Origin of the sequence: Butyricicoccus sp. AM05-1 (genome assembly GCF_003474415.1) — a bacterium.
GTDB classification, from domain to species: domain Bacteria; phylum Bacillota; class Clostridia; order Oscillospirales; family Butyricicoccaceae; genus Agathobaculum; species Agathobaculum butyriciproducens.
The window spans coordinates 62,246-88,701 of sequence record NZ_QUDG01000010.1 but is presented as its reverse complement, the minus strand read 5'-3'; the positions used below and the strand labels follow the sequence as shown (position 1 = coordinate 88,701).

At 55.0% G+C, this 26,456-nt stretch carries 25 protein-coding genes; 19 read left to right on the top strand and 6 right to left on the bottom strand.

All coding sequences use genetic code 11. The features are described 5' to 3' along the window. Positions 1 to 3 precede the first annotated feature (3 nt). From DW088_RS12750 to DW088_RS12730, 5 genes are all read left to right on the top strand, one after another. Positions 4 to 1,377, top strand: coding sequence for a YARHG domain-containing protein (locus DW088_RS12750; RefSeq protein WP_118361090.1), 1,374 nt, complete (start codon positions 4 to 6; stop codon positions 1,375 to 1,377). Between the two features lie 501 nt (positions 1,378 to 1,878). After that, positions 1,879 to 2,913 carry a LacI family DNA-binding transcriptional regulator gene (locus tag DW088_RS12745; protein WP_118361088.1) on the top strand — a complete coding sequence of 345 codons (1,035 nt, stop codon included), beginning with the start codon at positions 1,879 to 1,881 and terminating at the stop codon, positions 2,911 to 2,913. A gap of 218 nt (positions 2,914 to 3,131) precedes the next feature. Next, positions 3,132 to 4,139, top strand: coding sequence for a Gfo/Idh/MocA family protein (locus DW088_RS12740; protein ID WP_118361086.1), 1,008 nt, complete (start codon positions 3,132 to 3,134; stop codon positions 4,137 to 4,139). A gap of 96 nt (positions 4,140 to 4,235) precedes the next feature. Next, a complete protein-coding gene (locus DW088_RS12735) occupies positions 4,236 to 5,180 on the top strand; it encodes a sugar phosphate isomerase/epimerase family protein (protein ID WP_118361084.1) in 945 nt (314 codons plus the stop codon). Between the two features lie 79 nt (positions 5,181 to 5,259). Next, entirely contained in the window at positions 5,260 to 6,276 is a 1,017-nt protein-coding gene (locus DW088_RS12730) for a sugar ABC transporter substrate-binding protein (protein ID WP_118361082.1), read from the top strand. 280 nt (positions 6,277 to 6,556) lie between these two features. Here DW088_RS12730 and DW088_RS12725 read toward each other — a convergent pair whose 3' ends face one another. Beyond that, positions 6,557 to 7,087, bottom strand: a complete 531-nt coding sequence (locus DW088_RS12725) for a DUF5662 family protein (protein WP_110435976.1) — start codon at positions 7,085 to 7,087, stop codon at positions 6,557 to 6,559. Positions 7,088 to 7,463: 376 nt separating this feature from the next. Here DW088_RS12725 and DW088_RS12720 point away from each other — a divergent pair, with 376 nt between their 5' ends. From DW088_RS12720 to trmD, 8 genes are all read left to right on the top strand, one after another. Next, entirely contained in the window at positions 7,464 to 8,888 is a 1,425-nt protein-coding gene (locus tag DW088_RS12720) for an extracellular solute-binding protein (protein WP_118361080.1), read from the top strand. A 42-nt stretch (positions 8,889 to 8,930) separates the two neighbouring features. Further along, positions 8,931 to 11,924, top strand: coding sequence for an EAL domain-containing protein (locus DW088_RS12715; protein WP_118361078.1), 2,994 nt, complete (start codon positions 8,931 to 8,933; stop codon positions 11,922 to 11,924). A 165-nt stretch (positions 11,925 to 12,089) separates the two neighbouring features. Further along, on the top strand, positions 12,090 to 12,461 hold the full coding sequence (gene ylxM / locus DW088_RS12710) for a YlxM family DNA-binding protein (protein ID WP_110435979.1): 372 nt from the start codon (positions 12,090 to 12,092) through the stop codon (positions 12,459 to 12,461). Position 12,462: 1 nt separating this feature from the next. Continuing rightward, positions 12,463 to 13,821 (top strand): signal recognition particle protein, encoded by a 1,359-nt coding sequence (gene ffh, locus DW088_RS12705; RefSeq protein WP_110435980.1) that lies wholly within the window; start codon positions 12,463 to 12,465, stop codon positions 13,819 to 13,821. Between the two features lie 64 nt (positions 13,822 to 13,885). Further along, positions 13,886 to 14,128: a 30S ribosomal protein S16 gene (rpsP, locus tag DW088_RS12700; RefSeq protein WP_110435981.1), complete on the top strand. Its 243-nt coding sequence runs from the start codon at positions 13,886 to 13,888 to the stop codon at positions 14,126 to 14,128. A 14-nt stretch (positions 14,129 to 14,142) separates the two neighbouring features. Next, a complete protein-coding gene (locus DW088_RS12695; protein ID WP_110435982.1) occupies positions 14,143 to 14,373 on the top strand; it encodes a KH domain-containing protein in 231 nt (76 codons plus the stop codon). Between the two features lie 691 nt (positions 14,374 to 15,064). Continuing rightward, entirely contained in the window at positions 15,065 to 15,571 is a 507-nt protein-coding gene (gene rimM, locus DW088_RS12690; protein WP_116705292.1) for a ribosome maturation factor RimM, read from the top strand. Further along, positions 15,568 to 16,302, top strand: coding sequence for a tRNA (guanosine(37)-N1)-methyltransferase TrmD (gene trmD, locus DW088_RS12685; RefSeq protein ID WP_118361076.1), 735 nt, complete (start codon positions 15,568 to 15,570; stop codon positions 16,300 to 16,302). Before rimM ends, trmD begins: the two co-directional genes overlap by 4 nt. Positions 16,303 to 16,642: 340 nt before the next feature. Here the strand turns inward: trmD and DW088_RS12680 are convergent, their stop codons facing one another. Genes DW088_RS12680 through DW088_RS12660 form a run of 5 tightly spaced genes read right to left on the bottom strand, consistent with a single transcriptional unit; the run spans position 16,643 to position 19,225 of the window. Beyond that, positions 16,643 to 17,092 carry a hypothetical protein gene (locus tag DW088_RS12680; RefSeq protein ID WP_118361074.1) on the bottom strand — a complete coding sequence of 150 codons (450 nt, stop codon included), beginning with the start codon at positions 17,090 to 17,092 and terminating at the stop codon, positions 16,643 to 16,645. 40 nt (positions 17,093 to 17,132) lie between these two features. Then, on the bottom strand, positions 17,133 to 17,342 hold the full coding sequence (locus DW088_RS12675; RefSeq protein WP_110435986.1) for a PspC domain-containing protein: 210 nt from the start codon (positions 17,340 to 17,342) through the stop codon (positions 17,133 to 17,135). Positions 17,343 to 17,400: 58 nt separating this feature from the next. Then, entirely contained in the window at positions 17,401 to 18,267 is an 867-nt protein-coding gene (locus DW088_RS12670; protein ID WP_118361072.1) for a hypothetical protein, read from the bottom strand. Further along, positions 18,264 to 18,911: a DUF1700 domain-containing protein gene (locus tag DW088_RS12665; protein WP_118361070.1), complete on the bottom strand. Its 648-nt coding sequence runs from the start codon at positions 18,909 to 18,911 to the stop codon at positions 18,264 to 18,266. Before DW088_RS12665 ends, DW088_RS12670 begins: the two co-directional genes overlap by 4 nt. Then, the gene (locus DW088_RS12660; protein WP_118361068.1) at positions 18,908 to 19,225 is read right to left on the bottom strand and encodes a PadR family transcriptional regulator; all 318 of its coding nucleotides are present in this window, start codon (positions 19,223 to 19,225) and stop codon (positions 18,908 to 18,910) included. The genes DW088_RS12665 and DW088_RS12660 overlap by 4 nt, the downstream gene beginning before the upstream one ends. 217 nt (positions 19,226 to 19,442) lie before the next feature. On the opposite strand from DW088_RS12660, the gene DW088_RS12655 reads away from it, so the two are divergent. The 6 genes from DW088_RS12655 (at position 19,443) to DW088_RS12630 (ending at position 26,377) form a co-directional block, all read left to right on the top strand. Further along, positions 19,443 to 20,513 carry a D-alanine--D-alanine ligase family protein gene (locus DW088_RS12655; RefSeq protein WP_118361066.1) on the top strand — a complete coding sequence of 357 codons (1,071 nt, stop codon included), beginning with the start codon at positions 19,443 to 19,445 and terminating at the stop codon, positions 20,511 to 20,513. Further along, entirely contained in the window at positions 20,506 to 21,303 is a 798-nt protein-coding gene (gene murI, locus DW088_RS12650) for a glutamate racemase (protein WP_118361064.1), read from the top strand. The genes DW088_RS12655 and murI overlap by 8 nt, the downstream gene beginning before the upstream one ends. 30 nt (positions 21,304 to 21,333) lie before the next feature. After that, a complete protein-coding gene (locus DW088_RS12645) occupies positions 21,334 to 21,777 on the top strand; it encodes a DUF1934 domain-containing protein (RefSeq protein WP_118361062.1) in 444 nt (147 codons plus the stop codon). 40 nt (positions 21,778 to 21,817) lie between these two features. Further along, positions 21,818 to 23,515: an arginine--tRNA ligase gene (gene argS / locus DW088_RS12640; RefSeq protein ID WP_118361060.1), complete on the top strand. Its 1,698-nt coding sequence runs from the start codon at positions 21,818 to 21,820 to the stop codon at positions 23,513 to 23,515. Positions 23,516 to 23,806: 291 nt separating this feature from the next. Next, positions 23,807 to 25,291, top strand: a complete 1,485-nt coding sequence (locus DW088_RS12635; protein WP_118361058.1) for a S41 family peptidase — start codon at positions 23,807 to 23,809, stop codon at positions 25,289 to 25,291. A 54-nt stretch (positions 25,292 to 25,345) separates the two neighbouring features. Next, the gene (locus DW088_RS12630; RefSeq protein WP_118361056.1) at positions 25,346 to 26,377 is read left to right on the top strand and encodes a hypothetical protein; all 1,032 of its coding nucleotides are present in this window, start codon (positions 25,346 to 25,348) and stop codon (positions 26,375 to 26,377) included. Positions 26,378 to 26,456: the final 79 nt, after the last annotated feature.

The following is a 26,456-nucleotide window of genomic DNA, read 5'->3' as shown; positions in this document are numbered from 1 at the left end:
AAGATGTTCTGTCCAAATTGCGGTACGGAAATTAAGGAGAAGAAAACATTTTGTCCGAAATGCGGCTCTCCGCTGGGCGTAGAGGCAGTTCAAGAGGACACAAAGACGGTGGAAGCTGCTGCAAGCACAGAAAACGTTCATGAGAATGTAATACCACCACAGGGAGCGCCGGTACCATCGAAAAAGGGCGGTAAAAAGAAGTTTATCATCGGCGGTATTATGGCGGTTGTACTGATTTTGATTGCAGTGATGATTGGTACGTCTGGTGGTAATACAGGCTCGACCAGCACGGACACTTATATCGAAACCGTACAAAATGGCTATCTCGGCGAATTTACCGATATGACGGTGCAGGAATTGCTCAGCAGCTACTATGAAGATCTGCTGGGTTGCACAGCCGAGTGGGACGGCGGAGAGAACGATGATGGTCAGCAGATTGTTGAAGTAAAATATACAGATGAAACTGTGGGCGACACAACGATTCAGTTCAAAATGCTGGACGAGCAGGTGTTCAAAATTTCTGCTTTTCATGATCCCAATACAGAGATTGAAAAGGCAAGCGACCTTGCGGCAGAGTTAAACAGTCTATACTTTATGGCTTACACCACAAAGCATGAAACAGAACTCGACAGCGCAGAGAAGATGAAAGTCTTTATTGATCAGCTGGATCAGATCTCTGGTTCTGCAGTGTTGTATGGTGCGGCAGCAAACTATACGGGTGATCGCGCACAGCTTTGCACGCTGTTTGGTGAGGACGCATTGGAAACCTCGGTTCCGTGGGTACTGGATGCGTATGGCTATCTGGATATGAACGACTATGCACAGCAGGACACTGCTGATACGACAGCAGTAGAACCGGCATCGACTGCGGATGCTTCGTCGGCTGATTACATTTTTCCGAGTGATCGGCAGTACATCACCGAGGACGATATGGCAGGCTGGAATCAAAAGACGGCGCTGCTGGCCCGCAATGAGATTTATGCTCGACATGGTTATGTGTTCAAGACGCAGGAAATCCAGAATTACTTTGCGGCTAAATCGTGGTATACGCCAAATTCGTCCTATGATGGAAGCGATTTGAGTGATGTAGAAAAGGCGAATGTCGATACTATTTCTGCATATGAGCAGAAGATGGGCTGGACAGAGCAGGATGTTGCTCCTGCAAAGTTGGCACAAGGCGCAGTCAGCAGCTATGTGGAGAGCCAAGGCGATTACTGTACGGGTTTTGATTATGTTGAACCGTATGCAGAGAACGAATATCTGGTCTGTGCAAAGATTGGTGAGTATGAATGGGAAGCCGAATATATTGTAGAGGTCAACGGATCCAACGCATGGGTGATCGGCCGTCTGGACGGCGGTGTGTTTAGACCGGTATAAAAGTCAAAAGCCCGAGCGGGAAACCGCTCGGGATGACAGCAACGTGACAGCAATCACGATAAAAACAACCGAAACTGTATGTGCTATATGTACTCAAAAAACGGGATGATGAACTGAATAAGACGGAATAACACAGAAAAAGATGCAAAAAATCAAAACTTTGCTTTTCAAATCTCTCTGTCTCCGCCATGAAAGCTGCACTTTTTGCTATGAAAGTGCAGCTTTTTTGTATTTATAGATGGAAAATGATAACTTTTAGAACGACTTAATTTTCCTTGACAGCAATCGTGACAGCATTTGTTGTAAAACACCAAAAACATAGCATAGCTTTTATGAAAAAGATGAAACTTCAAAAACTTCGAAAAAAACAGTTGACAGCTGCGTGTTTATCGCGCTACAATAACATTGTAAGATAACGAGGACGTACTCGTGAAATAACGAGGACGTACACGTTAACCAATAAAGCACTGTTATGCCGATGAAAGTGAGGTGTCGTTCGGCATGGGAGTTACCATGAAGGAAATCGCCGAGCGTGCTGGCGTTCATCCGTCAACGGTCGATAAGGTCGTACATCACCGTGTAGGTGTCAGCGATGAGGTCCGCGCAAGAGTGCAGGCCATTATTAACGAGTTGGGCTATACGCCCAATCCGAGCGGCCGTGTGCTGCAGCGTCAAGGCAAGGTGTACCGCATTTCTGCCATTCTGGTGCAGGTGGATGCACTGCCGTACCTGAAAAAAGGTATCGAACGCGGTGTAAAAGAGCAGACTGGTTTCGATATTGAAGTCAGCTATGCAGTTACCGGGTTCCAGGAAGCCAAGAGGCAGAGCGAGTATATCGACAAGGCCATCAACGAGCAGTCCGACGGCATCATCCTCAGTCCGATCAACGCAGATTGTGTGCGTCGAGCGATTAACCGGGCGGCTGATGCAGGTATTCCTGTTATCACCACCGATTCGGATATCGCCGGTTCGCGCCGTACCTGCTGTGTCAGCATTGACAGCGCAAGAGCCAGCCGCATTGCCGGTCGGCTGATGGGGCAGTTTCTGAACGGAAACGGCAAGATTGCCATCATTTCGAGTGCGATTGAGACAGAAAACAACAACTACTATGTGCAGATGCGTGAACAGGGATTTGCGGATTTTCTGAAAGTGGAGTATCCGCAGATTGAGATCGTATCGCGCGTGGAGAGCTTCGAAAATCCGCAGATCACCTATGAAAAAACGGTGCAGCTGTTAGCAGAACAGCCGAATCTGCGCGGAATTTACATTACCTGCGGCGGCGTAGCACAGGTCGGCAGGGCGCTGATCGAAACCGGTCGTGCGAACGATGTTCGTGTGCTTTGTTACGAGGATTATCCTGAAATCGTAGAGCTGATGCGACAGGGCGTTGTAGATTGGACACTCGGCGGTGAAAAAGACGAGCAGGGTGCGCTTCCGGTCAAGCTGATCATGGATCAGCTCGTATTCGGTAGAAAACCCGTGATCGACCGTATTTTTACCGACATCCGTATTCTGGTCAAGGAATGTTTTTCATAAAAATATTTGCGAATCCCGCAGATATTTTTTTATAGAGATTTACGAGTACGTCCTCGTAAATCGAAAAATCGGCTGATACAGCGATAAAAACATAAAATCCCGTCAAAAGATATTTGCTAAATAACAGCAGATATTTTTTATAGAGAATTACGAGTACGTACTCGTAAAGAAAAAATTGCATAAATGAGAAGAAATGACATACTTGAGGAGGAAATATCATGGAAGAACTGAAAATCGGTCTGGTAGGCACGGGCGCAATCGGCCGCACGCACATTGAGCGCATCAACAACACCCTGCAGGGTGCAAAGGTAGTCGGCTGCGCGGACGCAAATGTTGATTTCTGCAAGTCGGTTGCCGAGAAGTACGCCATCAAGGCTTGGGAGAGCGGCGAGGAGATGATCGCTTCGGACGAAATCGACGCCGTTGTTGTTACCACGCTCGATCCGTTCCACGAGCAGTACGTCATGGTGGCAATCAAGGCCGGCAAGTATGTATTCTGCGAAAAGCCGCTCGCACCCGAGGCAGATGCCTGCAAGCGCATCGTAGAGGCCGAGATGGCCGCCGGCAAGCAGCTGGTTCAGGTCGGCTTCATGCGCCGCTATGACCCGGGCTACAATCAGCTCAAGAAAGCTATCGATTCCGGCAAGTACGGCCTGCCGCTCATGCTGCACTGCGTACACCGCAACTATGACGCACCGGGCTTTACCACCTCTATGCCGGTTGAGAACTCCATGATCCACGAAATCGACGTTCTGCGCTGGCTGCTCGGTGAAAACTACAAGACTGCCGAGGTCGTATTCCCCAAGACCACCCGCAACGCGGATGGCGAGCTGCGCGACCCGCAGATCATGTATCTGACCACCGAATCCGGCGTGCGCATTGATGTAGAATCCTTCGTAAACTGCCGCTACGGCTATGACGTCCGCTGCGAGGTCGTCTGCGAGGAAGGCTGTCTGAATCTGCCGGAACCGGCAAACGCAATGATCCGTACCAATGATTCCCGCGTAACGCCCATCTGCCATGACTGGTCCGAGCGCTTCCCGGAAGCGTACAATATCGAATTTCAGTCCTGGATCAACGCCTGCAAGGAAGGCCGCGTGGACGGTCCGTCCGCGTGGGACGGATATACCGCACAGGTAACTGCAAAGGCCGCTTCCAAGGCGCGTGACACCCAGTCCGTTGTTGAAATCAAGTATGACGTAATGCCGGACTTCTATAAGAAATAACTTATCTTCTCTTTTTATTTTCTACTTCTCTTTCGCGTGCCGCGGTGCATCGGACGCCGCGGCACGAGCGAAGAACACTCTGAAAGGATATGCAAAATGAGATTCTGCTTAAATACCGACTGTCTCGGCTACATGCCGTTTGAAGAAATGCTTGATACCGTTGCGGAACTCGGCTACGAGTCCATCGAAATCGCCTGCGGAAACTGGTCCAAAGCGCCGCATATTGACCTCGATGCCATGCTTGAGAGCGAGCAAACCCGCAAAAGCTTTATGGACGCTATCGCAAAGCGCGGACTGGTGCTCGAAGTGCTCAACTGCTCGGGTAACCAGCTTGCACCGAACGAGGAGGGCAAGCTGCATCAGGAGGTAGTCGAAAAGACCTTTAAGCTGGCAGGTCTGCTCGGCGTCAAGAAAATCGTTATGATGAGCGGCTGCCCAGGCGGTTCGGCGGAGGATCACACCCCGAACTGGATCGTAACGAGCTGGCCGCCGATCACCACCAAGATTCTCAACTGGCAGTGGGAAGAGGTGCTCATTCCGTACTGGAAGAAAACCGTCGAGTTGGCAAAGACCAACGGCATCGAGAAGATCGCACTGGAGAACCACGGCTGCCAGATGGTCTACAATCCGGAAACGCTCATTCGTCTGCGTGACGCAGTCGGCCCGATGGTCGGCATGAACCTCGATCCGAGCCATCTGATGTGGATGGGCGGCGATCCGGTCGCCGCAGTACACAAGCTGGGCGCGGACCGCATTTACCATGTACACGCCAAGGACGTCCGCATCGAACGCAACTATATCGGTCCGGACGGCGTACTCGACACCAAGACCATCGACCAGTTTGCAAAGCGCACATGGAACTATGTTGCACTCGGTCACGGCCATGATGTCAGCTGGTGGAAGGAATTCCTGTCCTGCCTGAGCATGGAGGGCTATGACGGCCCGATCAGCCAGGAGATGGAGGATCTGACCATGCCGGCACTGACCGGACTGAAAAAGTCCACCACCGTACTCAAGGAAGCAATGCCCTGCGATCTGTAAAAAATAACGCTTCGGCGCTATTGAATAAAAAAGAGAGACCCCTGAAGAGAAAAACGAGAGGAAAGAAAGGACAATTATCATGAAAAAGAGACTGTTAGCGATGACTCTGGCAAGCGCACTGTGTGCAGGTATGCTGGCGGGCTGCGGCGGCGGCACCTCTGCGAGCGACAACGGCGGCTCCTCCGCAGACAGCGGCAGCAGCGGTAACGCTTACAACATCTCGGTTATCGTAAAGCTGACCGACGGCCACTTCAACAAGGTTATGGCAGGTGCAAAAGCATACGCCGATGAGCACGACAACGTAAACGTAGATATCCAGTCTCCGACGTCGGCAACGTCCTACGATGAGCAGGTCAACATGATTGAGACCTCGCTCGGCAACCCGAGCATTGACGCGCTGGTACTGGCTCCGCTGCAGTCGAATTCTGCTTCCACGCTGGTTGCGAACACCGATAAGGTTGTAATCGCACTCGATACCGACTTTACCTCGGACAAGAAGCTCGCGTTTGTCGGCACCGGCAACAAGGACGCTGCCAAGAGCGGCGGCACGGCAGCCGTAGAAGCCGCCAAGGCGAACGGTGCTGACAAGCCGACTGTCCTTATCGTTACCGGCGTACAGGGCGACGAGACGCACGAAGCACGTCTGGCCGGCTACAAGGAAGGCGTTGAGGAAGCCGGCGGCGAGGTCATTGAGGTGCAGTACTGCGACGGTCTGGCTGAGAAGGCTGCAACCGCAATGGAATCCGTTATGCAGATGTATCCGGACGGCATTGATGTTGTTCTTTCCTCCAACGATGACATGGCAATGAGCGTTGTTAAGATCATCAAGGACTCCGGCAACGCCAAGTATGCTGACACCATCGTCTGCGGCTTTGACGGCAATACCTCCGCTATCTCCGCCATCAAGGACGGTACGCTTGGCATGGATATCGCCCAGCTCGGCTACGACATGGGCTATAAGGCAGTGGAAGCTGCGGTAAAGGCGCTGGAAGGCGAACAGGTTGATTCCTTTATTGATTCCGGTTCCAAGGTCGTTGACTCCACCAACTGCGATGAGTACATCGACGACATGAAGGCTAAGGGTCTGTGGGAGTAATTCGCAGACCGGCTGCACGCTGTTAAATCTCTTTTTCCTTTGGAAAAACGGTCGGGTCTGACGCTCCAACGTTCCCAATCGTACCGCCTCGGGACGGCGGTATTGCCCAAGGAAGATAATGCTGAAATGTACAGCGCACAGGACGAAGGTCCTGTGTGCTGTTTCGGTTCTTTGCTTGCAATGTGGACATCAACAAAAAGTATCCACAGCCTGTGGATACTTTTGCGGCTGCACATCATATTATAAAAAGGAATCAGCCGACCGGCTGATTCCTTTTTGCTCAATATCCCGTTTTAAGCAGTTTTCGTGCAGCCGCAAACGCCCTTTCCTCGCCCTCGTCGCGCAGAATACGCAGCAGGGATTCCAGTGCGGCGGCGGTATCCGGATGGATGATATAGTGATCGACTGAGTGTGCATAGTAATCATACGGATCGCTGTCGCGGTAGGCAGCACCGCGATAGGTCTTGCTGGCGGCTACGCGGTCGCAGAACATCTCTATTACATATTGAATGGGCATTTTCATGCCGCACATACCGGAGCCGTCGGCGGCGTAGTCGATCCAGTACTCCAGATGATGCTTATTCCGGCCCTTATGATGCAGCCATGCTGCGCTGTAGCCCTTTTCGCGGCGTTCAATCTCGTTCGGGCTGCGGTTGCCCTGATAATATTTTGCACCGGCGGAAAACTCCACCGGACTGAACTTGCTCAAATCGTGCGTCAGTCCCTGCCAGTATAATCCAACGCGCCAGCAGTGCCGGAGAACCAGAAAACGATGGTGCTGCACCGTGCGCAGATGTGAAAGCCATTTCATGGCATGCGCCCTCCTTTTTTCGGACTGATAGTATTCTACCATGCTGTGCGGAAAAAGAAAAGCAAAAAACAAGGTGCAATGTGTGTCACAGGGAACTCGCGCTTTACGTTTTTTGCGCATTGTGATAAACTATAGCAGTTCAGACAGATACTGCAGCGGGTGCATGCATACAGCACACAAATACCATTATCAATTTCATTTGCCATGCGGCAGCATGCCCGCGTAAAATTTCCGCGCTCTTTACGCGCGGTGCACGCTGCTTTAATTGTGCGGTGCTGCCTTATATGAATGGAAAAAGAAAAATTCCGTGCATATGGGAAAATACATAGAATCGGATGAATTTGTTTACATACTATTATGAGGAAAAGAGGAAACTATGAAGGTATACAAGCGGCTGATCGCCGGAACGGCGGCTGCGGTCATGCTGGCGCTGACATGCGGCGGCTGCGGTGCGGAAAAGGAGCCGGTGACGATCACAATCTGGAACTACTATAACGGTGAGCAGCTCGAAGCATTCAACCGGATGGTGCAGAATTTCAACGATACGGTCGGCAAAGAGCAGGGGATCACGGTGGAAAGCGCCAGTCAGGGCAGTGTAAATGATCTGGAGACTAACGTGCTGAACGCCGCGGAAGGCAAGGTCGGTGCGGAAGAACTGCCGAATATCTTCTCCGGCTATGCGGATACCGCCTATGCGCTCGATCAGCAGGGCATGGTCGTGGATCTGAACGACTACCTGACCGAAAGCGAGAAAAGCGAGTACATCGAAGGCTATCTCACCGAGGGTGACTTTGACGGTGATGGCAGTATCAAGATTTTCCTGACCGCAAAGGCCACCGAGGTGCTTTATCTGAACGATACCGACTGGCAGGCGTTTTCGCAGGCGACCGGCACGACTTATGACGATCTTGCGACGGTTGAGGGATTGACCGCAGCAGCCGAGAAATACTATAACTGGACGGACGCGCAGACCGAAGCGCCGGATGACGGCCGTGCTCTGTTTGGCAGAGATGCGATGGCAAACTATCTGCTTATCGGTGCAAAGGAGCTTGGCTGCACGATTTTTGACGTGCAGAACGGCAAAATGACGCTTGATTTTGATAAAAATGTTATCCGTAAGCTGTGGGACAACTACTACGTGCCGTTTATCAAGGGCTATTTTGAGGCAAACGGCCATTTCCGCAGCGATGACATCAAAACCGGTACGATCCTGTCCTATGTCGGCTCCAGCTCGAGCGCGACCTTCTTTCCGGACAGCGTAATGACCAGTGATGACGACAGCCATTCGATCGAGCTGAAAGTGCTGCCGAATCCGCATTTTGCGGGCTGTGAACCGGTTTCAGTGCAGCAGGGAGCGGGCATGGTTGTTACCAAGGGTGATGAGGCGGAGATCAAGGCGAGCGTAACCTTCCTCAAGTATTTCACCGCACCGGAGAACAACATTCAGTTCTCGATCAGCTCGGGTTATCTGCCGGTCACCCGGGAAGCGAATAAAGAAGAAACGCTGGCTGACAGCGAGGTTGCTATGACACCCGAGGTCAAGTCCGTTCTGCAGATGGCGGTCAAGACGGTAAACGAGAATAAGCTGTACACTACCCGCGCCTTCGAGGGCGGCAAGAACGCGCGCAAGGTGCTGGAATACGCGATGAGTGATCTTGCTGTGGCAGACCGCGACACGGTGGAGCAGCGCATTGCAGCCGGGCAGAGCGCGGAGCAGGCCGAGGCGGAATTTCTGACAGATGCATATTTTGACAGCTGGTATCGGGATACGCTGGCGCAGCTTCAGGCATACGAAGGATAAGAGAAACAGCTCGAGAGATTAGGTTTGAACAGGCGGTGCGGTATGAAGGCTTGCAGTAAGCCAACAGAAAAACGGGAAAGATCGGTCTTTTCCACTATATTTATATCGGTACTGGTCATTCTGGCGGTCGAGGTCGCACTGCTGGTCGCCTCCATCGCGGTAAGCCGCGTGCCACAGCAGCTGGACCGGAACGCGGAGGATATTTTAGCCAAACAGGTTGAGAACCGCAGCAGTTATCTGGAGGATTTTCTCGTGCAGGCGCAGAATCTCGGCGACATGCCGAATCGGATCAACGAGAAAACCGAAGCGCTGCTGGCCTCCGGTCAAATCTCAAAGGATACGCTGGGACAGAGCAGTGCTTCAAGCGAGCCGCTGCTTGAAGCGATTGCAGATGATTTGGTGATGCAGCTGCGCAGCTCGTCGGTGACGGGTGTATTCGTTGTGCTCAATACATGCGATCTGGATGCCCACAAGACCAATGGGCGTCTGCCGGGCATTTATCTGCGCGATCTGGACCCGGATGCGGCGGCTTCCGAGCGCAACGAGGATCTGATGCTGTCGTTTGCACCGGCAGGAATCGTGAAGTCCATGCGTATTTCGACAGACTCCTGCTGGCAGCCCACGCTGGACTATGAAGAGCTTGGTGATTTTGTGTATCAGCCGTTCAGGACCGCCTATCAGGACGGCGGCAAGCTGATGATGGCGCAGTACGGCCGCTGGACGACCTCGCCGTATGTTCTGCCGGGAGACAAGCGGGAGGCAATCGCGTACGCGCAGCCGCTCATCCTGCCGGACGGCACGGTGTACGGCGTTGTCGGCGTGGAGCTGCTGTGCAGCTATCTGGAGGAGCAGCTGCCGCTGACCGAACTGCAGAATGACGGCACCGGCGCATACCTGCTCGCCGTAACGACTGATGAAAAGCAGGCAGGCGGCATCCCGCTGCAGCCGGTGACGTTTTCTACGCAGGATCGTTCGCTGAAAAGCGCGCAGAGCATTGTCATGCAGGACAGCGGTGCTGCCGGCACCATTGTCATCAATAAGACAAAATACTTCGCTTGTGCGGAACCGCTGACGCTGTACGACCGCAACGCACCATTTTCGAATGAGCACTGGCTGCTGCTCGGCATAGTGCCCAACAGCACGCTGTATAAAATATCCAACGATATGCAGAGTCTGCTGCTGGTGGCAGTCGTGCTGACGCTGGCCGTCGGTCTGGTATGCAGTTATTTGGTCAGCCGCGGACTGGCGCATCCGATCCGGCAGCTGTCCGACGAGATAGCCGCTATACAGGATAAGAGAACGGAGATCCCAAAGCTCTCGCGCACCGGCATCCGCGAGTTAGACGGCTTTTCCACCGCAATCACCCAACTCAGTCAGGATATTCTGGATACCTCCACGAAATTCCTGCGTATTATGGACATGGCAAGTATTGAACTCGGCGGCTATGAAATCCGTGAGGACAGCGATAAAGTATTCGTGACCGACAACTTTTTCTCCATGCTTGGCATGCAGAACACCGACCCGAATGATGTGACACGGGAGCAGTTTGAGATGCTGATGGAGAATCTGGTGCTGCAGAAGGAGAGCTTCAGTCTGCAGGACGGCGGCTGTGTGTTCACCATTCCGCAAAAGGACGGCAGTGAGCGGTTTGTCATGCTGCGCATCACCGGCGAGGATGAGGTGCAGGTCGGTCTGGTCGAGGATGTGACTGCGACAACACTTGAGCGCCGCCGTATCGAGCATGAGCGCGATTACGATGTGCTGACCGATCTGTACAACCGCCGGGCCTTTGATGCACGGGCGAAAAAACTGTTCCGTATGCCGGAAAAACTGGGGCATGCTGCACTGCTGATGATGGATATGGATAACCTCAAGCATATCAACGACACGTTCGGCCATGACTGGGGCGACCGATATATCAATCTGGCGGGTCAGTGCATTGCACAGACGCTGCCCCAGAATACCATTTGCGCCCGTATGTCGGGAGATGAATTCATTGTGCTGTTCTATGGCTACGACAGACGGGACGAAATCCGTCAGGTGCTGAACAGGCTTTCCGAAGCAATAAAGGAGCGCACGGCGCTTCTGCCGAACGGCGACACCATGCGCATCAGCATTTCCGGTGGTATCGCGTGGTATCCGGAGAACGGCAGGGATCTGGCTACGCTCAAAAAGCATGCGGATTTTGCCATGTATCAGGTGAAGCATGAGTCCAAGGGCGAAATGGGTGAATTTGATATCGGCGCCTATAATCAGGAGGTCTACGCAGCACAGCTGCGCAGGGAATTCCTGCAGATGCTGCGTGAGAGCAGTGCAGGCTACCATTTTCAGCCGATTTTCTCAGCGCATACCGGCAGGGTAGAGGCGTATGAGGCGCTGCTGCGTGTGAAAATGCCGCTTCTGAGTTCGCCGCTGACCGTGATGAAGCTGGCGCGCGAGATGGACAAGCTGTACGAGATTGAGCGGCTGACCGCCTTCAAGGCGGCATCCACGTTTGTGATGATGCAGAAAAGGGGGCGGCTGCATAGGAACACCAAGCTGTTTCTCAACTCGATTGCCAGCAGCAGCCTGACGGATGAGGATGTTGCGGAATTCAAGACGCAGTTTGCCGAGCTGCTGAATAATCTGGTCATCGAGATCACCGAGGAAGAGGAGATCGACCGCGAGGCGCTGGAGCGCAAGCGCAGGGCACTGGGCGATCAGGGCGCGTTCGCGCTGGATGACTGGGGCAGCGGTTACAGCAACAGCAATAGTCTGCTCGAGCTGTCGCCGGACTATATCAAGGTGGATATCAACATCATCTGCGATATCGACACCGATGCGGATAAGCAGCAGCTGGTCAAGGATATTGTGGAATACGCACACGGACGCGGCATGAAGATCGTTGCCGAGGGCATCGAGACCGAAGCTGAGCTGCGCAAGGTTATTGAGTTGGGCGTTGATCTGCTGCAGGGATATTTTCTGGCGAAGCCGGCGGCGTCTCCGAGTGAGATCGCGCCGCAGGCGCTGAGCGTGATTCGGTGGATGAATCGGTGAGCGGGAGAAGCTGCGGTTTCCATCCGCAATTCCCGATGGTTCAACCGGAACGAAAAAAACTTTACAATATGAAAAGTTCCCTCTTGACAAAAGAGCTGATATAGGATAGAATAAACACGTTCGATGTAAAGGCAAAACACTTTACACTTCAGAGGGAGGATCACCATGAAGGCAACACCGCTTGAAATGAGCCTGCTGTTTGACTTCTACGGCGAAACCCTCACCGAGAAGCAGCGCGAGTTGTTTGATCTGTATTACAATGAAGATCTTTCGCTTTCCGAGATCGCCGAGCACGCCGGCATCACCCGTCAGGGTGTGCGCGACAGCATCAAGCGAGCGGAGCACGCCCTTCATGAGATGGAGGACAAGCTCGGTCTGGTGGCCCGATACGGCGACACCGAGCGGTGCGCAGAGGAACTTCAGCACGAGGTTGAGCAGCTGCATGAATTGAACGCCGCACAACTGCACAGTGCCGAGGCGGACGAGATCGTTTCCCGCATGACGGCACTGCTCGAACAGCTCAGGCAGGAGGCTTAACATGGCATTTGAAGGGCTTACCGAAAAAATTTCATCTGCTTTTAAGCACCTGCGCAGCAAGGGAAGGCTGACCGAGTCCGATATCAAGGACGCAATGAAGGAAATCCGCATGGCACTGCTCGAGGCGGACGTCAACTTCAAGGTCGCAAAGGACTTCATCAAGACCGTTACCGAAAAGGCAACGGACGCGGAGATCCTCGAAAGCCTGTCTCCGACCCAGCAGGTCATCAAGATCGTAAACGAGGAGCTGGTTTCGCTCTTGGGCGGCCAGACCACTCGTTTGACCATATCGCCGAACCCGCCCACCATCGTGATGATGGCCGGTCTGCAGGGCGCCGGCAAAACCACCAACTGCGCAAAGCTGGCCGCTCTGCTTCGCAAGCAGCAGCAGCGCCGACCGCTGCTCGTAGCCTGTGACGTTTACCGTCCGGCGGCTATCGAACAGTTAAAGGTAGTTGGCAAGCAGCTTAACATCCCCGTTTTTGACGAAGGTCAGGGCGATCCGGTCGAGATCGCAAAGCACGGCATCGACTTTGCCCGCAAGAACGGCTATGATCTGGTTTTCCTCGATACCGCAGGTCGCCTGCACATCGACGAAAAGCTGATGGACGAGCTGAAGAACATCAAAGCAACGGTCAAGCCCACCGAGATCATCCTTGTGGTGGACGCAATGACCGGTCAGGACGCTGTAACGGTCGCACAGACCTTTGACGAGGCTCTCGGCATCGACGGTGTGCTCATGAGCAAGATGGACGGCGACGCACGCGGCGGTGCAGCGCTTTCGGTCAAGGCCGTTACCGGCAAGCCGATCAAGTTCATCGGCACGGGCGAGAAGCTCGGCGATATCGAGCCGTTCCACCCGGACCGTATGGCAAGCCGCATCCTCGGCATGGGCGATGTGCTGACGTTGATCGAAAAGGCGCAGGAGTCCTTTGATCAGAAGCAGGCAGCCGAAACCGCCAAGAAGATGATGGCCGGCAAGCTGACGCTGACCGATTTTTACGATCAGCTGCAGAAAATGAAAAACATGGGCTCGATGGAGGAAATGCTCGGCATGCTGCCGGGTGTGGACGCAAAAGCCCTCGCCGGTGCAAAGATCGACGAAAAGCAGATGGCGCATACCGAAGCCATCATCCAGTCTATGACCCCGAAGGAGAGAGATAATCCCTCCATCATCAACTACTCCCGCAAGAAGCGCATTGCAAACGGCTGCGGACTGTCGGTCGAGCAGGTCAACAAGCTGCTCAAGCAGTTTGAGGCCATGCAGAAGATGACCAAGCAGCTTACCAGCATGGCACGCAGCAAGGGCAAAAAACGCCGCGGCTTCCCGGGACTGGGCAACTTCAAGCTGCCGTTTTAATCGCTATTCGTTTGTAAAGTAAATTTACAATAGATAAATTTCTATAACAGGAGGTGAAATTTCAATGGTAAAGATCAGACTGCGTCGCATGGGCGCTAAGAAGACTCCGTTCTACCGCATCGTTGTCGCTGATTCCCGTTACCCGCGTGACGGTCGTTTCATCGAGGAGATCGGCACTTACAATCCGCTGGCAGAGCCGGCTGTTGTCAACGTAAACGCTGACCGTGCTCAGGAGTGGATCAAGAACGGCGCTCAGCCGACCGATACCGTTCGCGGTATTCTGAAGAAGGCCGGTGTGCTGAATTGAGTGAGGTCGTCGAAATGAAAGAGTTACTGACTTATATAGTCGAAAATCTGGTTTCCGATCCGGCTGCGATTGCCATTACTGAGGAGATCGACGGCGATAACATCACCTACTCGCTGCGTGTAGCACCGGGAGATATGGGTCGCGTTATCGGTCGCCACGGCCGCATCGCAAAGGAAATCCGCACACTCATGAAAGCGGCAGGCAATCGCGAGAACAAGCGCGTCACAGTTGATATTCTCGACTGAGCCTGCGCGGATCGCGCCGAAGTGTTAATCACTTCAACTTGAATGAAGAGCCGGTGCCGTCAGGCGCTGGCTTTTTCCGAAAATCGCCGCAGCGCGGCGATTTTTTGTTTTATCTGCACCGATCCAGCGGGGTGTACGAACTGCGTAAGCGTGTTCGTCCCTAACGGGCGGGGTGTTTTTCGCTGAACCTCAGCGGGGATTTGCCTACCCGGCAGGGGCACAAGAGGGTAGACACCAAGGTTTCCACCCTCTTGTGAATCACCCCTTTCCTAAGAGGGCACGGCGGCAATCAGAGAGCTGAGACTATAGAGGAACGGCAGAGGATTTTTGCTTCCGTGTCTTTCCCAACCTATTCGCAGTGTCAGATACATTTCTGCTACACAGGTCGGCTGCTCGACGCTGGGTGCGGCACAAGGTGAATTGCCCGAAGGGCAAGAGAAGGTCCCCTGGGGGATAACAGTGCCGCACAAATCGTGAGTCTGGAGACAGCGGACGGCACCTAGGGTAACCCATATGTGCAGCAGCAGGTTATCTGTGAACTGCGAATGTCTCGCGAAACAAACGCAAGAGTAACCCGACTGCCGTTCCCTGATTTCGAAGCAGACGGTGAAATCCCCGACAGATAAACGAATCACCATCAATCAAACATCGCAGGAATAAAAACGCTCACAGGCAGGAGGAAAGAACGAATATGCCGAAGAAATTTTTAGAGGCCGGCAAGATCGTCGGCACGCACGGCGTGCGCGGCGACCTGAAGGTGCAGAGCTGGTGCGACAGCCCTGAGGTGCTGTGTGACTTTGACACGCTCTATCTGGACGAAAAAACGCCTGTGACCGTCGAAAAGGCGCAGGTTCACAAGAATGTTGTGCTTATGCATATCAAGGGCATTGACACGGTCGAGGCCGCCGAGGCGATGCGCAACAAGGTGCTCCACCTCGACCGCGAGGACGTAGAGCTGCCCGAGGATCTCGTGTTCATTCAGGATATTCTGGGCTTCAAGGTGTTCGATCTGCGCGTTGACCGCGTAATCGGCCGCATCCGTGACGTACTGACCAGTAATCCAGCGCATGATATGTACGAAATCGCCGGTGAGGACGGACGTCTGATCTACATTCCGGCCATCAAGCCGTTCCTCAAGGAGATCGACATGGAAGCCGGCGTGATCTACGTTGAGAGCATCGAGGGTCTGATCGAATGAAAATCGACATTATGACGCTGTTTCCGGAGATGATCAACGCGGTTATGCGCGAAAGCATTATCGGACGCGCCCAGGACAAGGGTGTTGTCGAGGTCAAGGCAACCAACATCCGCGATTATGCGCTCGACAAGCACCACAAGGCGGATGACGCGCCCTACGGCGGTGGACGCGGACAGGTCATGCTGGCTGAGCCGCTGTATCTGTGCCATCAGGCGCTGAGTGCCGGCGAACATGTGCACACGGTGTTCCTCTCTGCACAGGGACAGCCGTTTAACCAGCAGAAAGCGCGTGAGCTGCTCACAAAGGAGCACTTTATTCTGGTCTGCGGCCATTATGAGGGCATTGACCAACGCTTTATTGACGAGTGCGTGGACGAGGAGATCTCCATCGGCGACTTTGTGCTCACCGGCGGGGAGATTCCTGCGATGGCTGTCGCGGACGCGGTATGCCGCATGGTGCCGGGCGTTCTGCCGGACGAGGAAGCGTTCACGGCGGAAAGCCACTGGGACGGTCTGCTCGAGCATCCGCAGTACACCCGCCCGGAAAACTGGCGCGGCAGGGAAGTGCCGGAGGTGCTGCTCTCCGGGCACCATGCCAATATTGAAGCATGGAGACGCGAAATGAGCCTGCGCCGCACGAAAAAGGATCGGCCCGACCTGTTTGCACAGTTTCAGCCGCAGGATAAGCGGGATAAGAAGATTCTCGATAAAATTAACAGCGATGAGCGGTAAAAAGAACCCTTCGGGGTTCTTTTCAGTCTGTCAAAAAAGTATTATTTTAATTTTTACGCTTCGTGCGGCAGCACGCATAAAATAGGATTTGCGAAGCAAATTCATAAATTCCGGGAGCATGTATCTCGGAATTTATACAAGGGAAGAAAAAATGTGGCCGTAGGGCGCGGTTTTTCTTCAGTATTCGCTCGAAAGCGTGGTTTCGAGCGAGAGGCTGCTCGGAAAACGATAGTTTTTCGACAGCCTCAAAAGAACCCTTCGGGGTTCTTTTTTGTTGCGCAAACGCGAAAAGAGAGCCTGCTTACACAGACTCTCTTTCCGGACAGCTCCAAAAGGAAAATTATGCGTTTGTATCATTGGACTGCTCGAGTGCGGCCTGTTCGTCCGCAAGAGCAGCTTCGCGCTTTTTCTCCAGACGCGAGCCGATAAAATAGCCGACAGCGGCCACAACGACCGCCCAGACGGTTGTGCTCGGCGATTTCGCCAGAATATCGCCCAGACCGGTACCCTGCATCTTCTCACCGAGAATACCGACCAGTCCGCACAGGATATAGCCGACAGCGGCGCCCAGACAGGTCAGCTGGAACACATGGCGCTTCATGCCGAAGATCTTCACATCGGCAGGATCAATATCTTCTTCTTCCTCTTCTGGTTCCGCGTCGAGGATGGCGGGTGCATTTTCATCCTGCGCAGCGGGCGGGGTATCTTCGGCTGCGGCAGGCAGGGTTTCCTGCTCCTGCACATCGGAAACCGCCTGTTCTTCGTCCAGCGGCTGCTGGTTTTCGCTCATAGCGAGCACTTCCTCTCTTTTCCGGAGAAACGGCGATGGGTCACATCATATTGTTATTGCGCGTGCTCTCGGACGGAATGATGATCGCGGCGATAATATACGCCAGGATACCCGAACCGCCGAGGAAGCATACAAGCGCCCATGCCAGACGGATCAAAGTCGGGTCGAGATCAAAATATTCCGCGATGCCGGCACAGACACCGCACAGCATGCGGTTGGATTCACTGCGATACAATTTCTTGCCATTCATCGTAAAGTCTCCTTTTCTTTTATCATACGTTGTTTTGTGGATTTCGTCAAGTTACAGTTCAGACAGGGGCATCGGCGTTAGCGAGTGTGACTTGGGAAAGCAGGCTGATCTGGCCGGAGCCGGACACTCTGGCTTGCAGATCGTGTGGAACGTGCTCGGCGCGGTTATCGTATTGTGCAGTGCCGTTTCCGAGTTCGTCCATCTGAACCAGCGGTGTGCCGTTCATTATGACTGTACCCCAGTTGGTAGTGGCCTGTATATGATACTGGTCTGCCGACTCGGGCAGGGTTGCGGATAAGCGGCCGTCGGTTGCATCCAGCGTGATTCTGTATCCATACAGTTTATCGGCGATGAGCGTACCATTTCCGGCAGACAGCTCGATATTCTGCGCGGATAGACGGTCGCGGATAGTCACATTTGCCTGCTGTCCACAGGAAATGCGGATTTGCAGATAGTTTCCGTCACGGGGCAGGGTAATCGTTGCCGGTTCATCGTTTGCCCAGAGCGAAGCAGCCCAGTGCGTACCGCTTATCTGCGTATCTGCGAAATTAGCGCTTGCGCTGACGGCGAAGTCCGAACCGTTCTCGATAGTAAATTCTCCGCCATTAAGCGTCAAGTCGATGTAATCGATTTGATCGACCGACTGGATAGGCATATCGCCGTGCTCGATGGCATTCCGGCGGGTTTCGAGGTAATCCTGCACCCAGCCGGTGTCGAAATCGCTGTCGATCTCATCGTCCGGGGAAACATAAGAATCGCTGACGTCCTCGAGCTTATCGGAAAAGTGGCGGGCGGTCTCGCTGAACGGATGCAGCGCGCCGTGATAGTACACGCTGTAAAGCTGTCCGCCGAGGAGATGTCCGGCGGCGGTGAGCCCTAAGCCGAGCACAAGCACGGCCGAGCACGCAATAATGAGCTTTTTCATACATTTCCACCTCCTGTACGGCGGCATCTGTTGCGAATCCAGTTAAACGGTGCACGCAGCACGGTGACAAAGGCGCGGAACACCGGCGGCACAAACAGAATGCTCAGCTTGATAACGAGCAGTCCGAGCAGGATGCCCGCCGCCAGACAGGCCAGCCCGGTGCCGAGCGTGACGAGTGCGTTCGCCGGTGTCATCCACAGGCCGAGGGAAAACACGCCGAGCACCGCGCCGCCGCACACGAGCGCGAGCGGGATGCCGTACAGCACGAGCAGCACGGCGAAGATGACCGCGATAACGGCGATAAAAACACCGAACACCGTCGCGAACGCGCCGACGAGCAGCGGCCCGCCGATGGGGATGGCCAGCAGCACGAGCACGAGCAGCAGCCACGGGTTGATGCCGCGCCAGCGGCGTTTCTCCCTGATGGGCCGGATGGGCGGTACGGCGGTCAGCTCGCGGTAGTCCGCGAGGATCTGTGCGGCTACCTTGGCCGGGTCGCCCAGCTCCTCGATGGCCTTGGCCTCGTTCTCCGGGCCTGCATCATCAAAATATTCCTCGTAGTAAGACAGGGCACTGGCGCGTTCCTCCTCCGGCAGAACCGAAAGCGCACGCCGCAGTGCGGCCAGATATTCTGCTCTGTTCATTGGTTCACCCCTCCAAAAAAGATCGTGTCGATCCCGCTGCGGTAGTTCTGCCAGTCGATGCGGTGCTGCCGCAGAGCGGCTCTGCCGTGCTCGGTGATCTGGTAGTAGCGGCGGTTGCGGCCCGCATAGGCCTGATCGTAGGTGGTCAGGCAGCCGTCCTTCATCAGCCGCCGAAGTACCGGATACAGCGTAGATTCGGAAATATCCAGTACCTTTTGCACGTCCTGCGTGATACGGTAGCCGTAGGTGCTTTCTCGCTCGACTACGGCAAGCACGATGCCGTCCAGCAGGGAGGACGAGATGGGATAGGACATATGGAATCCTCCTCTCCTGTGTTTCTAATAATATTATATGAAATATAATATAGTCCGTCAACAGGTATATCAAAAATAACTATGAAGGAATTGTAAATTTTGTGGGATCAGTGCAGGAAAAACACTGTTTTCGCATTGTATTCGCGGAAAAGATAGCGTATAATGGTATCTGTATAAGTATGGGCAGAGGAAACGAACGAAAGGGCGAATCTGATAAATGAAACTGGCTGTATTATTCGGCGGTATTTCGAGTGAGCACGACATCTCGTGCCTGTCTGCCGCTTCTATTTTGCGAAACCTGAATAAAGATAAATATGAAATCTATCCGGTCGGCATCACCCGCAGCGGCGAGTGGTTCTACTGCCCGGACTGTGATCCGGACCGTGTAGAGAGCGGTGCGTGGGAGCGCATGACCGGCAAGGTAAAGGCCGTTCTCGCACCCGACCGCGGCATGCACGGCATGGTGCTGCTCCGTGAGGGAGAGATCGAGATTGTCCGTCTGGACTGCGTATTCCCGGTGCTGCACGGCGTCGGCGGCGAGGACGGCACGATGCAGGGTCTGCTCGAGCTGGCCGGCATTCCGTACGTCGGCTGCGGCGTAGCCGCAAGCGCGAACACGATGGATAAGGCGCTGACCAAAAAGGTCGTTGAGGGCACCGGCGTCCGTCAGGCGCGGTACTATCTGGCGCTGAGATATGACTTTGAGCGCAATGCCGAGGCAGTAATCGCCGCGGCTGCGGAAACGCTGGGCGCGTTCCCGGTATTCGTCAAGCCGTGCTCGCAGGGCTCGTCCGTGGGCGTTGCCAAGGCGAACAATCTGCTCGAGCTGGCCGAGGGCCTGGCCGAAGCCTTTAAGCTGGATACCAAGGTGCTCGTCGAGGAGTTCATCGACGGTCACGAGGTCGAGTGCGCTGTGCTCGGCAACCTCGAGCCGCAGGCCTCTACGGTCGGCGAGATCGCTCCGACGCAGGAGTTCTACACCTTTGACGCCAAGTACAAGGACGAAAGCTCGCGTCTGTACATTCCGGCACATATCACCGAGGAGCAGCTTGCGGCCGTCCGTCAGGACGCTGTCCGCGTTTACACCGCACTCGGCTGCCGCGGCCTGTCGCGCGTAGACTTCTTTGTCACCCACGACAGCGGTGAGGTCGTTTTCAACGAGCTGAATGCGATTCCGGGCTTTACCTCGATCAGCATGTACCCCAAGCTGTTTGACTACGAGGGCATCGGCTATGCCGAACTGCTCGACCGCCTGATCTCTCTGGCACTGGAGGAGCATCATGGATAAGCGCGCCATCGGCGTATTTGACTCCGGCTTGGGCGGTCTGACCGCCGTGCGCCGTCTGCACGCCCTGATGCCGCAGGAGAATATCATCTATTTCGGCGATACCGGCCGTGTGCCGTACGGTACGCGCGGCCGCGATATCATTACCAAGTATGCGAGGCAGGATGTGGCGTTTCTGCGCCAGTATGACCTGAAATCCATCATCATTGCCTGCAACACCGTGTCCGCAATCGCGCTTGACCTGCTTTCCGAGGAGAACGACATCCCAATCATCGGCACGGTCGAGCCTGCCTGCCGCCGCGCCATGACCATGACGCAGACCGGCAGAGTCGGCGTGATCGGCACGGCGGCCACCATCCGTTCGGGTGCATACGAGAAGTATCTGCACAAAAAGGACGGCACGCTCGACCTGTTCACGCAGGCGTGTCCGCTGTTCGTGCCGCTGGTCGAGAACGGCCGCGTGCACCGCGGCGATGTGGTCATCGAGACTGTGGTGAAGGAATATCTCACGCCGCTGAAGGACGCAGGTGTGGATACGCTCATCCTCGGCTGTACGCACTATCCGCTGCTCGAGGAGGTCATCGGCGACTTTATGGGTCCGGATGTGACGCTCATAGACTCGGGCGCCGAGGCGGCAAACCTCGCTTCCACGCAGTTTGACCCGAACGAGGGCACGGGTACGACGCAGTATTTCGTTTCGGACGATCCGCAGGGCTTTGACCAGCTCGCCGAGCTGTTCCTGCAGGAAAAGGTCGATGTCGGTGCGGAGCTTGTGGATATTTCCCGTTATTAAAGCTGTTTTACGGCTAAGGAGCATAGAAATATGAAGAAGGACGTTTGGCTGACGATTTCCTCTCAGCAGCAGTTTGCGGGCTGTGACGAGGAGAACATCGACCTGCAAACCGCTGCCACGCTGTACGAGCGCGGCGGAAAATATTACATCGCATACGAGGAAAGTGAGCTGACCGGACTCGAAGGCACCAAGACCACCGTCAAACTGGACGGCAAAACGGTTGCCCTCATCCGCACGGGTACGTTTCCCTCGCACATGCTGTTCGCCGAGGACGAGCGCCATGTCGGTCTGTATCAGACGCCGGTCGGCAGCGAAATGGCTATCGCCACCCACACCTCGCGGGTGCACAACACCATCGGCGAGAACGGCGGACACCTCATCATCGACTACACGGTCGAGGTGGACAACTCTCTCATGGGAGAACACCACTTTGAGATGACGGTATCGACCAAACCGAACATTCAGGTCGTTTAACAAAGTAAAAATAAGAGATTTTAGATATAGGAGTGTACACATGAACGCATATGAGATCGCACGCGCCGAAGCAACCCGCGTTGTAGAAGCGGCGTACCGCAAGGCTGTAGCCGCAGGCGAGCTGCCTGAAGGCACCATTCCTCCGGTTGCAGTAGAGACCCCGAAGGATTCTTCCAACGGCGACTGGGCATCCACCTTTGCCATGCAGTGTGCAAAGCCGCTGCACATGGCGCCGCGCAAGATCGCGGAGAGCATCGTGGCAAACCTCGACCTCGAGGGCAGCTGCTTTGACACCGTGACCATTGCAGGCCCGGGCTTTATGAACTTCACGCTGAATCAGGGCTGGTACGAGCAGGCTGTCCGCGGTGTATTCACCATGGGCGAGAATTACGGCCGTACCGAGAGCAAAAAGCCGGAAAAGGTCATGGTAGAGTTCGTTTCCGCCAACCCGACCGGCCCGATGCACATGGGCAACGCGCGCGGCGGTGTTTTGGGCGACTGCCTGTCCTCTGTTCTGGACTGGTCCGGCAACGACGTTACCCGTGAGTTCTACATCAACGATGCAGGCAATCAGGTAGACAAGTTCGCGCACTCTGTTGAGGGCCGCTATATCCAGGAGATCAAGGGCGAGGATGCGATTGAGTTCGACGCTTCCTGGTATCAGGGCGACGACATTAAGGCGCTGGCGCATGATCTGGTAGAGCAGTACGGCGACAGCCTGCTCGAAAAGACCCCGGAGGAGCGCTTTGCCGTTATTGAGGGCTACGGTCTGCCGACCAACATTGCCCGCATGGAGCGCGACCTCAAGCGTTACAAGATCAACTACGACGTATGGTTCCGTGAGTCCACTCTGCATGAGAGCGGTTACGTCAAGGAGACCATCGACATGCTGACCGCCAAGGGCGCAACCTACGAGACCGAGGACGGCGCACTGTGGCTCCGTTCGACTGACTTCGGCTGCGACAAGGACGACGTTCTGCGCCGTGCAAACGGTTTTTATACCTACTTTGCGGCGGATATTGCCTACCATCGCAACAAGTTCGAGAAGCGCGGATTCGACCGTGTTATCAACATTTGGGGTGCTGACCATCACGGTCATGTAAAGCGTCTGCAGTGCGCTCTGGATGCACTCGGACTGGACGGCTCGCACCGTCTGGAGATCGTGCTCATGCAGCTTGTCCGCATGATGCAGGGCGGCGAGGTTGTCCGCATGTCTAAGCGTACCGGCAAGAGCCTGACGCTGACCGACCTGCTCGACGAGATTCCGGTAGATGCAGCGCGTTTCTTCTTCAACTCCCGCGCGGCGGAGACCCAGATGGAGTTCGACCTTGACCTTGCTATCAAGCAGGATTCCGACAACCCGCTGTACTATGTGCAGTACGCACACGCGCGTATCTGCTCCGTGCTCAAGAACGCACAGGAGAGCGGCATTGCGCTGCCGGATACCGGCAAGACCGATCTTTCCGTGCTGACCGGCGCAGATGAGCGTCAGCTCATCAAGCAGGTTGCTCTGCTGCCCGAGGAGATCGTGCAGTCCGCTGTCAGCCGCGATCCGTCGCGTCTCAACAAGTACGCCGTTGCACTGGCGCAGCAGTTCCATCACTTCTACAACGCCTGCCGCATCAAGGATGCCGAGCCGGCTGTCCGTGATGCGCGTCTGACCCTGTGTCTGGCGGCAAAGCAGACCATTGAGAACGTGCTGAAGCTCATCGGCGTAGATGCACCGGAGTCCATGTGACAACGTATAGGGGACTTCAAAAGTCCCCTATATACGAAGTATGGTTCCGGAGAAACCATACTTCGATACCCGAATGACGCGCTCCAAGAGCGCTGGGTCGGGGTAACAAAACCCACGCACATGTCGCGGGTTTTGTTGCGGCGCATGCGCCGCTGATTGAAAGCCGCCGTGTAACGGCGGCCGTCTGCGGACGGGACCAATGGCTCGGTTTTTCGGTAAAAAACCTGCCATGCGGTTACGTTTTGCAAGCAAAACGGATTTTTTGCCGCGCTGAGCGCGGAGGAGAACCACATGAAAAAATTAGCGAAAAGAATAGCGGCACTGGCGATGACGGCGGCAATGATGACCGCCTCCGCCGGTGCGATCACGCAGGACGGACAGAGCGAAACGTGGTTTGACGGCGTTTGGGCGCTCATTGATGCTTTCGGCCTCAAGGCGGAGCATGATCCGTACGTTCTGCAGAACTATATCAATAAATATCTGGAAAAGCATCCGGATGAGATGTATGACGTGCTCAACGACATTCTCTCGCTGCTCGATACGCATTCCATGTATCTGTCGAGCGAGGAATATTCGCAGGGCTTTTCGACGCTTGAGGGCTTTGTCGGCATCGGTGTCGGCCTGCAGGAGACAGAAAACGGCGTACAGATTGCTGAGGTCATGCGCTATTCAGCGGCGGAGGAAGCCGGTCTGCAGATTGGCGATCTTATCGTGAAAATCAACGGTGAGGACGCAACCAAGCTGAAAAATGCCGATGTAGCATCTAAGCTGCGCGGCGAGGAAGGCACGTCGGTCAAGCTGACCGTGCGCCGCTACGGACGGGACATTACCGTTACCTGTGAGCGCCGTCAGGTCAACCGCGTGTATGTTTCCAACAAGACGATGGCGGACGGTGTGGAGTATATCAAGGTCAGCGCCATCGGCTCGCAGAACGACTGGTCGGCGTTTTCGGAGATTTGGGACAGCCTGCCGTCCAAGAACACCCGTGCGGTCATTCTCGACCTGCGCGGCAACGGCGGCGGCCTGATCGACGCGGCGCTCAAAATGGCGAATGCTATGACACCGGTCAAGGATGCAGAGCTTGCCGGCGTCCGCTACCGCGACGATATGGGCGGTCTGGAGCAGACCTATTCGACCGGCAATGCGCTGCCGCTTAACAAGATTGTCGTTCTGGTGGACGGCGGCACGGCTTCCGCGGCGGAGCTGCTGGCAGGCAGCCTGCAGGACACCGGCTCGGCGACACTCATCGGCAGCAAGACCTACGGCAAGGGACAGGGTCAGTTCCACATTGATCTGGTAAACGGCGACAAGCTGGTCATCACCACGCTGGAACTCGAGCTGCCCAAGCAGGGCTGCTGGGAAGGCGTCGGCCTGACGCCGGATATCCAGCTGGAAAACCGCAAGGTTACGGTCAATACCAAGGATCTCAAACCGCTCGATACGAGCACAACCCTGCGTTTTGGCGACAGCTCGGACGCGGTTTACGCCATGACCGAGCGCCTGTCGCTGCTGGGACTGCTCACCGAAGCAACCGGCAGGTATGACGGCGACGTAGCGGACGCGGTAGCGTCCTTCCGGGCGGCTTACGATCTGCCTGCGGCACTGTATGCGTCTCCGGAGATGCTGAGCGCACTGGACGAAGCGGTTACTGCGCTGAACGGCCAGACCTATCTGGTGGACGATCAGCTGCAGAGCGCACTTGAAATGTGCAGGCTGGCGGCGGCAAAACCGCAGAAGTATATCGTTAAGAGTGACGGCAGCTGGACGAAAAAGTAAACTTTATCAACTGAAATATGAATATTTTTCATCTTCTTAGGAGGAAGAACAACCTTGGATATTCCTTTATGTCAATCCGAGCATAAACCGCAGCTTTTGCTGAACGATCCGGCGGCAATTCCGCTGTATCATACTGCGCCTGAGCGGTTTGCAGGCGCGCTTGCACCGAATGCCGAATTGTGTGATGCATGGTCTGAAGAACTGGCGCCGCTGCCGGTCGGCCTGGCGCTCGAGTGCCCGCCCGAACCCGATGCGGAGCACTGCGAACGCCCGATCACCATGCACTATATTGAGCAGTGCAAGGATGCCTTTCGTCCGCTGCTGCACGACGATGCGGCGTTCTATTATCTGCATGGCGCGCCGACGTTTCCGGCACTGCGTGCCGCTGTGCTGGCTCTGGGCGATCTGTGCGGCCGAACGGTAATTGCGGAGCTGCAGGTGGAGGACGATGAAGGCAATCTGCCGGACGGCACGGATGTGCGGGCGGCTATCGGTGTGCTGCAGCGCATTGGCGTTACGACTGTGCTGATCAGCGCACACGATCCCGAATCGCTGACGCAGGCGCTCGAAATCGCGGCGCCGTATGCGCGGCTGTCGCTCGGCGTGTGCATGCACGCGGACTGGCTGTCTCAAACCACACTGTACAACACCGAGGTCATTGTGCCCGACAGTACGGAAGCATTTGTCGCAGCGCTGCGCGGCAATCAGGTGGCGTGCAAAACGCTGCCGCGCGATCACGATGATTTTATCTGTGCGCCGGACGGCAAGCACGCGCATTTTATCGCTCCGACCATCGACATTTCGGATGAGATCGAGTGCGGTCCGCATCTGGATGAGGATCTCATCGAAGCCGAGGATGATTCGGGTGCGTTCAAGCTGCTGCTCGAAACCGAAGAGGATGTTGTCACACTGGAGGAATCCCGCTATATGATCTCGCGTCCGCTGTGCCTGTGCGCGGAATCTGCCGACCTGCTGGAGCAGGGTCTGCGGGTTTTTCCGGGACTTGCACTGTATGACGGCACATGGGAGCAGGAAGACGCGGTCATTTCGTACTTTGAGACGAAATACGGCATGATCCGCTTATAGGGGACTTCAAAAGTCCCCTATATACGAAAGACGGTTCCGGAGAAACCGCCTTTCGATACCCGAATGACGTGCCCCAGGG